This is a genomic window from Kitasatospora sp. NPDC034533, from assembly GCF_055575155.1.
Genome location: NZ_JBVITE010000050.1, coordinates 34903 through 49793 on the forward strand (window position 1 = coordinate 34903; position 14891 = coordinate 49793).

Genomic DNA, 14891 nt, shown 5'->3' on the forward strand with positions numbered 1-14891 from the left:
CGGCTGCCACGGACACCCCTGTCAGGTCCTGCTGGTTACCTCAGCTGTTGTGGCGGCGGCGCCTGCTGAGTGCGAGGGCGAGGCCGCCGAGAAGCAGCAGCGCGCCGCCGATCCCCGCCGCGGTGAGCACCATGGTGCCGGTGCGGGCGAGGATGCCCGAGGGTCCGGACGGTGCGGGGGCGGCGGGGTTCTGCGGGCCGGGCTCGGGGTTGCCGGGCTCGGGGTTGCCGGGAGCCGGGGGCTCGGTGGGCGGCGGGGTGGCCCCGGGCAGCGGGTTGTCGGTCTCGCAGGCCTTGTCGGTCTCGCAGTGGCCGCGCTTGTCGTCGGGGGTGGTGACGACGTTGTGCAGCCGGGCGTCACCGGCGCCCGTGACGGTCACGGAGTAGGTGATCGTCGCGGTGCCGCCGGCCGGCAGGTCGCCGGTCCAGGTGAGCTTGCCGTCCTTGACCTCGGCCGTGCCGGTGCTGGCCTGGACGTCGCCGTTGTACGTGGCGTCGTCCAGCACCTTCGACAGGTCGTCGGTGATCGTGGCGCCCTTGACCGCGCCGGTGCCCTTCTGGGTGACGGTGACGGTGTAGGTGACCTTGTCACCGGCCTGCACCGTCGAACCCGACTTCGGGTCCGCCGCCTTGGCGAAGACGTAGGTCCCGTAGGTGTGGTCGGTCTCGCAGCCGCTCTGCTGCTCGCAGGTGCCGCGCTGGTCGGTGGTGGAGACGGAGTTGTGGAGCTTGGTGTCCCCACCACCGGTGACGGTCACGGAGTAGGTGATCGTCGCGGTACCGCCGGCCGGCAGGTCACCGGTCCAGACGAGCTTGCCGTCCTTCACCTCCGCCGTGCCGGTGCTGGCCTTGACGTCACCGTTGTACGAGGCGTCGTCCAGCACCTTCGACAGGTCGTCGGTGACGGTCGCGCCCTTGATCTCCGCCTTGCCGTGCTGGTTCACGCTCACGGTGTAGGTGACCTTGTCACCGACCTGCACCGTGGAGCCCGACTTCGGGTCGGCGGACTTGGTGAAGGTGTACGAGCCGTAGGTGTGGTCGGTCTCGCAGGCCTTCTCCTGGTCGCAGTGGCCGCGCTTGTCGTCGGGGGTGGTGACGACGTTGTGCAGCCGGGCGTCACCGGCACCGGTGACGGTCACCGAGTAGGTGATCGTCGCCGAGCTGCCAGCCGGGAGATCGCCGATCCAGACGAGCTTGCCGTCCTTCACCTGGGCCGTACCCGAGGACGCCTTGACGTCGCCGTTGTAGGTGGCGTCGTCCAGCACCTTCGACAGGTCGTCGGTGACGGTCGCGCCCTTGACCTCGCCGGCGCCCTTCTGATTGACGGTGACGGTGTAGGTGACCTTGTCACCCACCTTCACCGCCGAACCGGACGCCGAGTCAGCGGACTTGGCGAAGACGTACGTCCCGTAGGTGTGGTCGGTCTCGCAGGCCTTGTCCGCCTCGCAGTGACCGCGCTTGTCGTCGGGAGTGGTGACGACGTTGTGCAGCCGGGCGTCACCGCCACCCGTGACGGTCACCGAGTAGGTGACCGTCACCGAGCCGCCGACCGGCAGGTCACCGGTCCAGACGAGCTTGCCGTCCTTCACCTCCGCCGTACCGGTGCTGGCCTTGACGTCACCGTTGTACGTGGCGTCATCCAGCACCTTGGAGAGGTCGTCGGTGATCGTGGCGCCCTTGACCTCGCCGGCGCCCTTCTGGGCGACGGTCACGGTGTAGGTGACCTTGTCACCGGCCTGCACCGTCGAACCCGACTTCGGGTCCGCCGACTTGCCGAAGGTGTACGAGCCGTAGGTGTGCTCGGTCGTGCAGCCGACGGTGCCGTCGCAGTGGCCGCGCTTGTCATCCGGCGTGGCCACGACGTTGTCCAGCTTGCCGTCACCGCCACCCGTAACCGTCACGGAGTAGGTGATCGTCGCGTTGCCACCGACCGGGAGGTCACCGGTCCAGACGAGCTTGCCGTCCTTCACCTCCGCCGCACCGGTGCTGGCCTTGACGTCACCGTTGTACGAGGCGTCATCCAGCACCTTCGACAGATCATCGCTGACCGTGGCGCCCTTGACCTCGCCCGCACCCTGCTGCTTCACCGTGACCGTGTAGGTCACCTTGTCACCGACCTGCACCGTCGAACCCGACTTCGGGTCCGCCGACTTGGCGAAGGTGTACGAGCCGTAGGTGTGCTCGGTCGTACAGCCGACGGTGTCGTCGCAGTGACCGCGCTTGTCATCCGGCGTCGTGACGACGTTGTCGAGCTTCGTGTCACCACCACCCGTGACCGTCACGGAGTAGGTGATCGTCGCGGAGCCGCCGGCCGGAAGGTCACCGGTCCAGACGAGCTTGCCGTCCTTCACCTCCGCCGCACCGGTGCTGGCCTTGACGTCACCGTTGTACGAGGCGTCATCCAGCACCTTCGACAGATCATCCGTCACGGACGCACCCGTAACGGCACCCGCACCCTGCTGCTTCACCGTGACCGTGTAGGTCACCTTGTCACCGACCTGCACAGTGGAACCCGACTTCGGATCCGCCGACTTCGCGAAGACGTACGAGCCGTAGGTGTGCTCGGTCGTGCAGCCGACGGTGTCGTCACAGTGACCACGCTTGTCATCCGGCGTCGTGACGACGTTGTCGAGCTTCGTATCACCACCACCCGTCACGGTCACCGAGTAGGTGATCGTCGCCGAGCCGCCGACCGGCAGGTCACCGGTCCAGACGAGCTTGCCGTCCTTCACCTGGGCCGAGCCCGCCGTGGCCTTGACGTCACCGTTGTAGGTGGCGTCATCCAAGACCTTGGAGAGGTCGTCGCTGATCGTGGCGCCCTTGACCTCGCCCGCACCCTGCTGCTTCACCGTCACGGTGTAGGTCACCTTGTCACCCACCTGCACCGTCGCACCCGACTTCGGATCCGCCGACTTGCCGAAGGTGTACGAGCCGTAGGTGTGCTCGGTCATACAGCCAACCGTGTCGTCACAGTGACCACGCTTGTCATCCGGCGTCGTGACGACGTTGTCGAGCTTCGTATCACCACCACCCGTCACGGTCACCGAGTAGGTGATCGTCGCGCTGCCGCCGGCCGGAAGGTCACCGGTCCAGACGAGCTTGCCGTCCTTCACCTGGGCCGTGCCCGCCGTGGCCTTGACGTCACCGTTGTAGGTGGCGTCGTCCAGCACCTTGGAGAGGTCGTCGCTGATCGTGGCGCCCTTGACCTCGCCCGCACCCTGCTGCTTCACCGTCACGGTGTAGGTGACCTTGTCACCGACCTGCACGGTGGAGCCCGCCTTGGGGTCGGCGGACTTGGCGAACGTGTACGAGCCGTAGGTGTGCTCGGTCGTGCAGCCGACGGTGTCGTCGCAGTGACCGCGCTTGTCATCCGGCGTCGTGACGACGTTGTCGAGCTTGGTGTCACCACCACCGGTCACGGTCACGGAGTAGGTGATCGTCGCGCTGCCGCCGGCCGGAAGGTCACCGGTCCAGACGAGCTTGCCGTCCTTCACCTCCGCCGCACCCGAGGACGCCTTGACGTCACCGTTGTACGAGGCGTCGTCCAGCACCTTCGACAGGTCGTCGGTGACGGTCGCGCCCTTGATCTCCGCCTTGCCGTGCTGGTTCACGGTGACCGTGTAGGTGACCTTGTCACCGACCTGCACCGCCGAACCGGACTTGGGGTCCGCGACCTTGGAGAACGTGTACGAGCCCACCTCGTGGTGGGTGGTGCAGCCAGGCGTACCGCCGTCCGCCGCCACCGCGCAGCCGGGCGACAGAACGGCGTTGACGAGCTCGGCGTCGCCGCCGGTCTTGACGGTCACGGAGTAGGTGATCGTCGCCTCACCGCCGACGGGCACGGTGCCGTTCCACGTCAGCACGCCGTCCTTGATCTGCGCGGTGCCGGTCGTGGCCTTGACGTCGCCGTTGTAGTCGGCGTCGTCCAGGACCTTGGCGAGGTCGTCCGAGAGCGAGGCCTGGGCCGGGGCGGAGCCCTGCTGCTTGACCTTCACCGTGTAGGTGACCTTGTCGCCCGCAGCCACCGTCTGGCCGGAGGCCGGGTCGGCGGTCTTGGTCACGGTGTAGTTGGTGACCTCGATGCCGGCCGGGTCCGGCGGGATCGTCGGCGGCACACCGGAGTCCGGCGGGGTGTCCGCCGTCGCGGAGGCGGTGTTGACGAACGTGCCCGAGACCTTCTCGTCCAGCACCGTGCCGAACTCGTGCGACTGGCTCTCACCGGGTGCCAGGGACGCGATCGTGAACGCCCCGGCCTGCGGGAACCTGTCGTCCGCGACCTTGACGTTGGTGAGCGTGCCCTGACCGGTGTTGGTCACCACGATCCGGTACTTCACCGTGTCCCCGTACCGGAACACCGGGTAGTCCGCCGCCTCGTCGGCGTCGTGCCACTGCCCGTCGTTACCCTGCACGTACTTCTTCAGCGACGCCGAGTAGTAGTTCGCCACCTCGATCGGCGCCGAGGTCCGCATCACCAGCTCCGTGTGCCCGTCACGCGCCTGCGCGCGGTTGACGAGCCTGTCGCCGCCTTTCGCACCGTCGGTGGTCACCGAGACCTTGAACTGCTGGCGGGCACCGGGGGCCAGCGAGGGCCCCATCACCCGCACGGCCGTCGCGTCCGGCGTGAACGTCTCCGTCCACCCCACGCTGTTGCCCGTCACGTCCCCGGCCTTGCCGTTCGACGGATCGGCCGGGTCGTCCGACAGCGAACCCGGCGCGGCGGTGGTGTAGTACACCTTCGCGCCCGCCACCGGCGTCACCCCGTCCAGCTTGTACGAACCGGAGTACGACGTCCCCCGGCCGTCACCCTTGAACGGCAGGATGTCGATCGTGTCCGTGAACGCCTGCGGGGTCGGATCGTAGGAACGCAGCGTCACCGTCCACGACCCCGAACCCTTCCCGTCACCCTTCACGTTCGGGATGAACGGGCTGTCGGCACTCTTGCCGATCGTGGTGTACCCGTTGGTCGCGACCGTCACCTGTGCCTTGGCCGGGGCCGTGGTGATCCCGTCGTAGGAAGCCGTCGCCTCGTTGGTCAGCGCCTTGCCGGCGGTCACCGAACTGGCGGCCACCGCCTGGTAGGTCAGCGCGTGGTCAGCGTTGGTGGTCACCTTGTCGACGGTCCACGTGAGGACCTGCCGGCCCGAACCGTCGGTCGTGACCGCCGGTTGGGGAGAGGCGGACCCGGGAACGTAGGTCACCCCGACGGGGAGGGTGTCGACGATCTTGAAGCCGTCCACCGTCGCCGGGATCGCACCGGCGCCGTTCGCCGAGTACGTCAGCGTGTAGGTGGCCGGGACACCCGGTGTGACGACGGCGCGGTCCACCGACTTCGCGATGGCGGGGGAGGCCGAGGTGATGCGGACCAGGTCACGGAAGCCGGTCGTGCACGGGTAGCGCAGACCCGGGGTGTTCAGGATGCACCCCGTCCCGTTCCACCAGTTGTTCAGCGGAGCGTCCTGGATGCCGGAGAAGAAGCTCCACACGTCCGTACCGGCCGGCACGTTCGGCTTGATCGTCTGGAAGACGTTCTGGTTGATGTTGGTGGCGCCGACCGCCTCCATCTGGCCCTGGGTCGCCGTGACCCGGACGGCCTTCACCTGCGTCTGGTCGGCGGGCACCGTCGTGGTCCAGCCCCCGGTCACGCCGCAGTCGAACCCGTTCGGGTCGTAGCCGGCGCCGGACGGGTCCAGATGGGCGTCGTTCCCGGTGTAGTACTCGACCACGGCGCCGTTGACGCCGCCGGCGGGGTTGGTCCACTTGAACCCGTTGAAGGTGACGTACTTGGTGTCGAGGGCCGAGCACAGCCCGACGAGCCGGTCGTCAGGGCGCTCGGTGTGCAGCTGCATGGCCGTGTCCATGTACTGCGCGACGGTCCTTCCCGCCGCCATCCGGTAGGTGTCGTCCCAGGTGGTGCCGCCGCTTCCGGTGTAGCCCCGCCCCCAGCCGGAGGAGTAGGTACCCGGGGTGGTCCAGGACTTGGACTCGGTGTTGTTCGACGGATCGTCCTGCGCCGTCTGTCCGGTGGTCGAGGTGTACGTGGGCGCGCTCGCCTTCAGCTCGGCCGAGCCGGAGGCCGAGGTGAGCACGCGCACCCAGATCGAACCGGACGCCAGCGCCACCTGGTTGGACGGCAGCCTGTTGCCGGCCGAGTCGAGGGTCGGCGGGTTGGCCGGGTTGTAGTCGATCCCGGAGATCGTGAGCCGGAAGGTGTTCGGACCGGTCTGCGTGATCTGGCAGCTGTTCACGAACGGGGCGGTCTGGTTGGCCGGGTGGCCGCCGCCCGACCACGGGTGGCCGTCGGCCGGAGCGGCGATCGAGTACGGCGTGCACCCCTGGGGCGCGAGCTGGACCGCACTTCCCTGCTGGGAACCGATCGTCAGGTCGTAGGTGATCGTCTGGGGTCCTGGCTCACTGCGCGCGCCCCTGCTCAGCGTCCACTCGTAGTCGAGCTCGAAGTACCCGGCGCCGGAGCTGAAGTTCGCCGCGCCGACCCCCCAGCGCATGTCCATGGCGAAGGAGTTGACGATCTTCAGCGGCGGCAGGGCGACGGACTGGCCGTTGATGCTCCCCTGCGCGCTCACCTCGCTGCCGGTGGGCCCGTCGGCGACCACGGGGGTCTGGAGCACCACGGCCGTGCCCTGCTGCTGCGTGCCGAGGTTGCAGGTCAGGGTCTTCTTGTCGTCCGACAGCGAGGAGGCCGGAGTGACCCCCTTCGTCAGGCACAGCGCCGGCAGCACGTCGAACACCCCGTTGTCCAGGGTGACGCTCAGCGTGACGTTGTCCACCGGCTCGTTGGACGGCGCCTGGGCGTCGTCGTTGACGTTCACCCGCCACTCGGCCGTCACCACGTCACCACTGGCCAGCTGCGCGGGCACGGTTCCCACCCACTTGCCGGTGATCTGGTACACCGGCTTCGCCCACGACGTCGCCGACATGCTGAACACCGTCAGAAGCATCGCCAGTACCAGCGCCTGTGCGATCCAGCTGATCCATCCGGGGCGGGATATCAGTAATCCGCGCCCCCCTCCTCCGAACGCGGTACCGGCTGCACGCAACCGCCATCTGTGCGAACCCACCTCGGATCACCTCTTCAGTTCTCATAACGCAGCACAGCCGCACGGCCACGAACAGTGACCACCGGCCATCCACCAGGTACAACTCCGCACACCCGCGCCCGAACCGGCTCCGGACGGACCCAGGACTGAAGCGAGTTAAGCATCCAATAAGGTGATTTGAGGGAATTGAGGGTATCCGCTCCGCGTGTCTCGCTTGGCGTCGTCGGGATCGCGGTCCCTTGCCGCTCCGGCCGACGACCTGTTGCCTGGCGCGACGTCCCCGCCGAGACCAATGGACTGCTCCGGAGCCCACCGCCTGGCGCCGGCCGCAGGACCACACCGAGGCCGGAGTCCAGCCCCACACGCCGCTTTGCTGACCGAGCCCGCCCCACGCCACCCAGCGTCATGAGCCCCCACGGCCCCGCGCGGTGCCAGCCGCCACCCTCCCCGCGCCAGCCGGCTCGCCACCCGCGCGCCAAGCGCAAGGCCGATCCAGTCATCCGGGGAGAACCGGATCGGCCCTTGTGAACCGGTTTGTCTGCCGTACTACAGGACGGCGAGGGTGAACGAAGCGGGCACGGGCCGGCCGTCGTCGAGGGGAACCACGGTGATGGCGTCCCTACGGTAGTCGCAGGACGAGGTGGGCTTCCCGATCGTTTCGACGCCATTGGTGCCGACTCCGCCGTCAGTAGTCCAGTGCGACTTCGTGGGCTATCCGGTTGGCCGGGTGGGAGAGGCGTCGCTGCCAGTGGCTGCGGCAGGCTGTGGCCTGGCGGTGACTGTGCCCGTTCGATCTGTGCGGCGGCCTTGGGGAGACGTGGCCGGCGAGGTCGGCGAGGCACTGAGCAGGCGGCGGACCGGCCAGCCGTACATCATCCGTCATGATCTGACCCGCCATCCCGACCGCACCTGGCGCCGCCAGTTGGACGGGCTGACCCCGTGCGCCCGCTTGAACGCCACACTGAACGCGAACGCGTCCTCGTACCCCACCTCGCGCGCCACCGCGGCGACGGTCTCCTCCGTGTCGCGCAGCAGGTCCGCCGCCAGGGTCATCCGCCAGCCGGTGAGGTAGGTGAGCGGCGGCTCGCCGACCGCGCCGGTGAAGCGTGCGGCGAAGGTGGCCCAGGACTGGCCGACCCGCGCGGCCAGTTCGGCGACCGTCCACCGGTGTGCCGGGTCCTCGTGCAGCAGGCGCAGAGCCTCGCCGACGGCCGGGGTGGCCAGCGCCCGGTACCAGGAGGGGAGTTCGGCTTGCGGCCGGGCGCACCAGGAGCGCAGCGCCAGCACGAGCACGAGGTCCAGCAGCCGGTTCAGGACGGCGTCCTGGCCGGGCTCCTCGTGGGCTACCTCGGTGGCGAGCAGGTCCAGCGCCGCCCGGGTGCGTGGCCCGGCGGGCACGACGGCCAGCGGCGGGAGCATGTCCAGCAGGCGCTCGCCCACGTCGCCGCGGAGTTCGTAGGCTCCCCGGAGCAGGGTGGTGGCGCCGGGCAGTCCGTCACCGTACGTGCGGGGTGCCAGGTTCTGCCGGGCCGCGGTTCCGCTGTCGATGACGTGTTTCCTTCCGCTGCGGATCATCACCTGCGGCGGGGTGTCCGGGGCGTCGGCGATCGTGTACCGGTTGGTGCTGCCGATCAGGGCGATGTCCCCGGTGGCCAATCGTGCCGGCGCGGCCTGCGGGTCGTCGTCGAGCCGGACCGACGCGTGGCCGCCGAGGGTGGCCACGACCGTGAGCGCAGGGGGGTCGGCGAAGGTCATCGACCACGGTGGCCGCTGGATCAGCTGCCGGATCTGCGCGTTGCTGGCGCGGGCCCGGTGCAGAAGATCGCTCAGGACGTCCATGGCGGCCACGCTAGACGATCACAAAGGGATTGGCGACGGTCTCCCATGGATCGTCTGCCTCTACCGGGGTTGTCTGGAGGGCATGAAGAACATCCTCGTTCTCGGCGGCACCGGCACGACCGGCCGCCGTATCGCCCGCCGTCTGACGGCCGAGGGCCGACCGGTCCGCACGGCGTCCCGCACCGGCGGCGATACCCACTTCGACCTGGACGACCCGGCTACCTGGGCGCCCGCCCTCGACGGCGCCGTCGCCGTCTACCTCGTGGAGCCCAGCCTGCGGCCCGGCGTGGACCGGCGGGGACGCATCCCCCGCCTGGTGGCCGACGCGGTCGCCGCGGGTGTGCGGCGGCTGGTGCTGCTCTCCGCCCACGGCGTCGGCCGGGCCGACGACAGCCACCCGCTCAAGGCCGCCGAACAGGCCGTCCGCGACTCCGGCGTCGACTGGACCATCCTGCAACCCGACTGGTTCGCGCAGAATTTCAGCGAGTCCTTCTGGCTGCCGGGTGTCCTGGCCGGGACCCTCGCCCTGCCCACCGGTGACGGGGGTACGCCGTTCGTCGACGCGGAGGACATCGCCGAGGTCGCCGCCGCGGCGCTGACCGATGACCGCCACAGCGGAAAGACGTACCAGCTGACCGGCCCGCAGGCGATCGGCTTCGGCGAGGCGGCCGGCCTGATCGCCGCCGCCACCGGCCGGGCGGTCCGTCACCTCGACGTCGACCCCGACGTCTTCGTGGACGGCATGGTCGCCGAAGGCGTGCCCGCCGACGTCGCTCGTCTGCTCACCAGCCTGCTCGTGGACATCCGCGACGGCCGGGGCGCGGGCGTCTCCGACGGCGTGGAGCTGGCGCTTGGCCGGCCGCCCAGGCCGTTCAAGGACTTCGTCGCCGAGGCCGCCGCCGCAGGCTGCTGGAGCTGACCCCGCCACCGGACCCGCCCGGCGGCATCCGGAGTGAATTCGCGATCTCGCGCCGGACGCCGAAGTGGACGGGAACGGCCACTGCGTGATCGTCGAGGGCTGTGTGGACTCCTGAAGATCGCGCGGTGGCCGCTGGTCACAGCACGGATGCCGCCGCCGGCGGGCGCTGTCCGACCAGGCCACGGCCCGGATTGCGGGCCGGATCGAGAACAGCCAGGTTGGCGTGTTCCTCGCCTACGCCTCCAGCGCAGCCCCATCAGCGGCGAACTCGCCTGCGACCTGTGCTGGTCCCCCAGACGAGTGAGGCACAGCCTGTGCCTCTAACCGCTCGCAGCCCCCTACGGCTGGGCAGCCTCCCGGCGGGCGCGCTCCTCCAGGTCGCGGGCCATCGCGGCGGAGACGTGGTCACCCGCCTCGAAGGGCGTGGTCATGTCGTGCGCCCACAGCTCCCTGGCCGTCTCGTGCGGCACCGTGGAAGTCCAGGCAGACCTGGGAGTAGGCGATCGTCCGGGCGATGCGCGGGGGCCTCGTCCGAGGGTCCGGCGGCCCGGGTCTTGCGGCGTGCCACGGCGACATCCCGGCCAAAGCCGTTGCAGACTACGGAAGTTGGCGCGTTCCTCCGAACCCCGTCCCCTACGATGACTCCGCTGAGACAATCGCTGGGCCGAGGGGGCCGGATGGTAAGAGCTCAGGACGGGGACGCCGGGACACCCGGCAGGCGGGAGGGCGGGAGAGGCAGAAAGCTCGCATTCCGCTTGGCGGTCGCAGGTGTCCTCATCGGCGTGCTGGCGTTCTTCGGCTTCCGCCAACTCGCTGGACATCCGGACCCGCATGCAGGCGACATCAGGGCGTGCGACGGGTTCGAGGCGGCAGTGGGAGCCTCCTCAAGCGACCTGCTGTTGATCGGCTACCCAGCCGCGATGCACCTGTACGCCGGCAGGCTCCGGAGCGCTGCCGAAAGCGCCAACGACGCGACCCTTCGCTCGGACCTGCTCAGTAACGCGACTGATGCCGATTCAGCCGCCAAGTCCGCCGACCTTGCCACGAAGCATCCCGCCGATCTGGCGGCGAGAGGCCAGGAGAGTGCGGCCAGGGATGCGGAGAAGGCCAGCAGCGACAAGGCGATCAAGGACTGCTCCGACGTATCGCAGTATCGGCGGAGGTAGGCCGTCAGACTCGGTTGCCCCAGCGGGCGCCGACGGCGCCGCAGGCGTTGTGGCCACGCTCGGGGCCGTCGCCCTCACCGCGGATTCTTCCGAGGTAGCCGGCCGCGCTCGCCCGATTGGTCTGGGCCTGCGCGATGCCCGGGTGCCGGACCATCATCCCGGCGCGGTCGCCGCCGGGGTCATCCGGCCTTCCCGCTTGACCACCGCGTCGAGCTGGGCGGCGCGGGCGAGCATCTCTCGTACAGGACGATGAGCGCGCCGGGGACGACGGCCGCCCGGCCCCCAACCTCGCCAAGTCCCGGGTTCAGGAGTGCGCCGACCCGACCGGCCGCGCGGCGGTACCCGGACCTTCCACGGGTTCGCGATCGTGCGCGGCCTCGAAGCGCACCGTGGGCTCGAAGTTGGCGCGGCGGGCGGCGCGCCGGAAGACGGTGAGGACGGCCGGGCCGACGACGAGGACGGCGGTGAAGGTGGTGACGGCGCGGCCGGTGTCCCAGCCCAGGGAGGTGGCGAGGTCGAACAGCAGGTAGCGGTGCCACTGCTCGGTGAAGGGGAGCCCGGGCAGGTAGGCGATCGAGCTGTTGGGGTCGGTGGAGAACGGCCAGAAGGAGAGGTTGAGCAGGAAGCCGAACAGGTAGCCGGAGAAGGCCCCGTAGACGGCGAGCATCGGCACCTCCAGGCGGGGCCGGGCCTTCGGCAGCAGTCCGGCGAGCATGCCGACGAAGGCGCAGCCGAACATCTGGTAGGGCATCCAGGGGCCGACGCCGCCGGTGAGCAGGGCGGAGGCGAAGAGCGAGGTGCAGCCGAGGGTGAAGCCGAAGCCGGGGCCGAAGACGCGTCCGGCGAGGACGAGGACGAAGAAGACCGTCTCCACTCCGGCCGTTCCGGCGCCGAGCGGGCGCAGTCCGGCGTTGACGGCGGACAGGACGCCGAGCATGGCGAGGGCCTTGGCGTCGATGCCGCCGGCCGAGATCTCGGCGATGACGACGGCGAGAACCAGGACCAGGAGCGCGCCGAAGATCAGGGGCGGGGCGTAGTTGGAGCCGAATGTTCCGGGGGCGACGACGAACGGCCAGGTGAAGGCGACCAGGCCGATGAAGGCGGCCAGGGCGATGACGACGCGCGCCCGGCCGGGGATCCGGACGGCGGTCACCGGGAGGCCTGCGCCGGTTCGAGGACCGCGGCGACCTGGCGGGTGGTGAGGTAGGGCAGCGGGGCGAGGATCTTGGCGGTCTGCGGGGCGAAGGTCGGCGAGGCGACGATGACCTCGGCGGTGGGGCCGTCGGCGACGACCTCCCCCTCGGCCATCACCATCACGCGGTCGGCGGCGGAGGCGACGAACTCGACGTCGTGGGTGGAGACGACGACGGTACGGCCCTCGGCGGCGAGGGCGTCCACGATGCCGGTGAGCGCCTCCTTCGCCTGGTAGTCGAGCCCCCGGGTGGGCTCGTCCAGCAGGACCACCCGCGGTGCGGCGGTCAGCTGGACGGCGAGGACCAAGGCGAGCTTCTGTCCTTCCGAGAGGTCGCGGGGGTGGGTGTCGTCGGGGATTCCGGGAGCGAGGCGGTCCAGGATCTGCCGTGCGGCCGGCCCTGCGCCGAGGCCGGTTTCCCGGTCGCTCTGGGCGAGTTCCTGCGCGACCGTCTCCAGGTAGAGCAGGTCGGTGGGGGTCTGCGGGACGAGCCCGACCAGTCGGCGGGCCCGGGCGGCGGACAGGCGTTTGGGGTCCTCGGCCTTCCCGCCCCCGGTGCCGGTGACCTTCACGCTGCCGCTCTGGCGCGGTCCGGAGCCCTGTAGGGCCCACAGCAGCGAGGACTTGCCGGAGCCGTTGCGGCCCATCAGCGCGGTGACCTCGCCGGCCCTCAGGTCCAGCGAGACGTCCCGGACGGCGGACACCGGCCCGTACCGGACGACCACCCCCCGGGCCTCCAGCACCCGCTCCCCCGCCACCGCTGCCCGGCGCGGCGGAGGAACGGGCACATCGGTGAGCCGCTCGCGCAGCGGTGCGGCGGCGCGGCGGGCGTCGCGTACGGACAGCGGCAGTGGCCGCCACCCGGCCAGTCGGCCGAGCTCCACGACGGGCGGCGCGATCGCGGTGTCCCGGAAGACCTCGGCGGGCGGCCCGTGCACGACCGTGCCGTCACCGGGCAGGTAGGCGACCCGGTCGGCGTACTGGACGACCCGCTCCAGGCGGTGTTCGGCGAGCAGCACGGTGACGCCGAGGTCGTGGACGAGCCGGGTGATCGCGGCCAGCACCTCCTCGGCGGCGGTCGGGTCGAGGGCCGAGGTCGGTTCGTCCAGGACCAGGACGCGCGGGTGCGCGGTGAGCACGGAGCCGATGGCGACGCGCTGTTGCTGCCCGCCGGAGAGCTCGTGCAGGGCGCGGTGGCGCAGGTCCGCGAGGCCGAGCAGGTCGAGGGTCTCCTCGACGCGCTTGCGCATGACCTCCGGCGGGATCGCCAGCTGCTCCATGACGTACGCCAGTTCCTCCTCCACCGTGTCGGTGGTGAAGCCGGCGAGCGGGTCCTGTCCCACCACGCCCACCACGTCGGCGAGTTCACGCGGCGGGTGGTGGGCGGTGTCCCGGCCGTCCACGGTGACCCGGCCCCGCAGGGTGCCGCCGGTGAAGTGCGGCACCAAGCCGTTGACGGCGCCCAGCAGGGTGGACTTGCCGGCGCCGGTCCGGCCGACCACCAGGCAGAGTTCACCCTCCGGGATGTGCAGGTCGACGTCGCGCAGCACGGGCGTGGTCTCGCCGTCGTACACCACGCCGGCCTGGTCGAATCGGATCACGTGGTCACCTCGGTGTGCGGGCGGTCGGTACCGGCGGAGCGGGCGCGAAGGCCGCGGGCGTGCGGGCCGGCGGCGGCGAGACGATCCCGGCCGCGCCCGCCAGCAGCAGGGCGAGCACCGGGACGAGCGGCAGGGCCGGCCAATCCAGCGGGTAGAGCGACGGGTTGAGGTCGGTGGCGTCGTAGCCGACGGTCGCGAACAGCAGGACGGCGGCGGCGACCCCGCAACCGGCGACCCCCCACTCGGCGGCCCGCCAGCGGTCCGGCCGGTAGGTGGTGCGCCGTACCCGCCGGCCTCCGAGCAGCAGCCCAGCCACGCAGAGCACGGCTCCCGCGACGAAGGCCGGCAGTCCCAGCGCGGCGGGCGCCGTTCCGTCCAGCAGCCCGTACACTCCGGCGCACAGACCGCACATGCCGAGCAGCATCAGCGCACCCGTGAGCCGACGGGAGCGGCGCGAGGCGGTGCCCGACCGCCCGTAACCGCGCGAGTCCATCGCGGCGGCCAGGTGCAGCGAACGCTCCAGCGCGTCCTCCAGCACCGGCACCACGATGCCGCGCAGCGCGCCCACCCCCTTGCGCTGCCAGGCGCGCAACCGCCGCGCGCGGGCGACGCGTTGGACGCTCTGCACCAGCTGCGGTGCCACGCTGAGCGACACCGTCACGGCGACGCCCAGCTCGTACAGCACGCCGGGCAGGACGCGCAGGGCCCGCTTGGGGTTGGCCAGGGTGTTGGCGGCCCCGATGCAGCAGATCAGGCAGGCCAGTCGCAGCCCGTCGAAGGCCGCGGAGAGTGTGGCCTCCAGCGAGACCGGGCCGCCGATCCGGATCCCCGCGTACCAGGCGGGGGTGGGGACGTGCGGTAGGGAGAAGAGCAGGTGGTCGTGCGGGGTGACGCCGGTGGCGAAGACGCAGCGGAAGGCCACCCGGATCGCCACCACGGTCAGGGCCAGCCACAGGTAGTAGGTGAATCCGCGCGCCCACGGCGCTTCGGTGCGGCGGGCGGTGACCACGTAGCCGAGGACCGCGAGGACGAGCAGGAGCAGCAGCGGGTTGGTGGTGCGGCTGGCCGCCGTGGCCAGGGCGAGCGCCCAGGTCCACCAGGCCAGGGGGTGCAGGTTCCG

8 protein-coding genes are annotated in these 14891 nt (G+C 70.7%); 2 read left to right on the forward strand and 6 right to left on the reverse strand.

Annotated elements, in window-relative coordinates; genetic code table 11:
- Nucleotides 1-40: 40 nt before the first annotated feature.
- Both ACZ55U_RS28370 and ACZ55U_RS28375 read right to left on the reverse strand, forming a co-directional pair.
- Nucleotides 41-6934: a DUF7927 domain-containing protein gene (locus tag ACZ55U_RS28370; protein ID WP_465530388.1), complete on the reverse strand. Its 6894-nt coding sequence runs from the start codon at nucleotides 6932-6934 to the stop codon at nucleotides 41-43.
- 999 nt (nucleotides 6935-7933) lie between these two features.
- Nucleotides 7934-8893, reverse strand: a complete 960-nt coding sequence (locus ACZ55U_RS28375) for an AraC family transcriptional regulator (RefSeq protein WP_465530390.1) — start codon at nucleotides 8891-8893, stop codon at nucleotides 7934-7936.
- 82 nt (nucleotides 8894-8975) lie between these two features.
- Between ACZ55U_RS28375 and ACZ55U_RS28380 the strand changes: the two genes are divergently transcribed.
- Complete coding sequence (locus tag ACZ55U_RS28380) at nucleotides 8976-9812, forward strand: NAD(P)H-binding protein (RefSeq protein ID WP_465530392.1); 837 nt, start codon at nucleotides 8976-8978, stop codon at nucleotides 9810-9812.
- 338 nt (nucleotides 9813-10150) lie between these two features.
- Here ACZ55U_RS28380 and ACZ55U_RS28385 read toward each other — a convergent pair whose 3' ends face one another.
- Nucleotides 10151-10282: a hypothetical protein gene (locus tag ACZ55U_RS28385; RefSeq protein WP_465530394.1), complete on the reverse strand. Its 132-nt coding sequence runs from the start codon at nucleotides 10280-10282 to the stop codon at nucleotides 10151-10153.
- A gap of 312 nt (nucleotides 10283-10594) precedes the next feature.
- Here ACZ55U_RS28385 and ACZ55U_RS28390 point away from each other — a divergent pair, with 312 nt between their 5' ends.
- A complete protein-coding gene (locus ACZ55U_RS28390; protein WP_465530396.1) occupies nucleotides 10595-10978 on the forward strand; it encodes a hypothetical protein in 384 nt (127 codons plus the stop codon).
- Nucleotides 10979-11282: 304 nt separating this feature from the next.
- Here the strand turns inward: ACZ55U_RS28390 and ACZ55U_RS28395 are convergent, their stop codons facing one another.
- Genes ACZ55U_RS28395 through ACZ55U_RS28405 form a run of 3 tightly spaced genes read right to left on the reverse strand, consistent with a single transcriptional unit; the run spans nucleotide 11283 to nucleotide 14885 of the window.
- Nucleotides 11283-12131 carry an ECF transporter S component family protein gene (locus tag ACZ55U_RS28395; protein ID WP_465530398.1) on the reverse strand — a complete coding sequence of 283 codons (849 nt, stop codon included), beginning with the start codon at nucleotides 12129-12131 and terminating at the stop codon, nucleotides 11283-11285.
- Nucleotides 12128-13771 (reverse strand): ABC transporter ATP-binding protein, encoded by a 1644-nt coding sequence (locus tag ACZ55U_RS28400; RefSeq protein WP_465530400.1) that lies wholly within the window; start codon nucleotides 13769-13771, stop codon nucleotides 12128-12130. The genes ACZ55U_RS28395 and ACZ55U_RS28400 overlap by 4 nt, the downstream gene beginning before the upstream one ends.
- Nucleotides 13772-13775: 4 nt before the next feature.
- On the reverse strand, nucleotides 13776-14885 hold the full coding sequence (locus ACZ55U_RS28405; protein ID WP_465530436.1) for a CbiQ family ECF transporter T component: 1110 nt from the start codon (nucleotides 14883-14885) through the stop codon (nucleotides 13776-13778).
- Nucleotides 14886-14891: the final 6 nt, after the last annotated feature.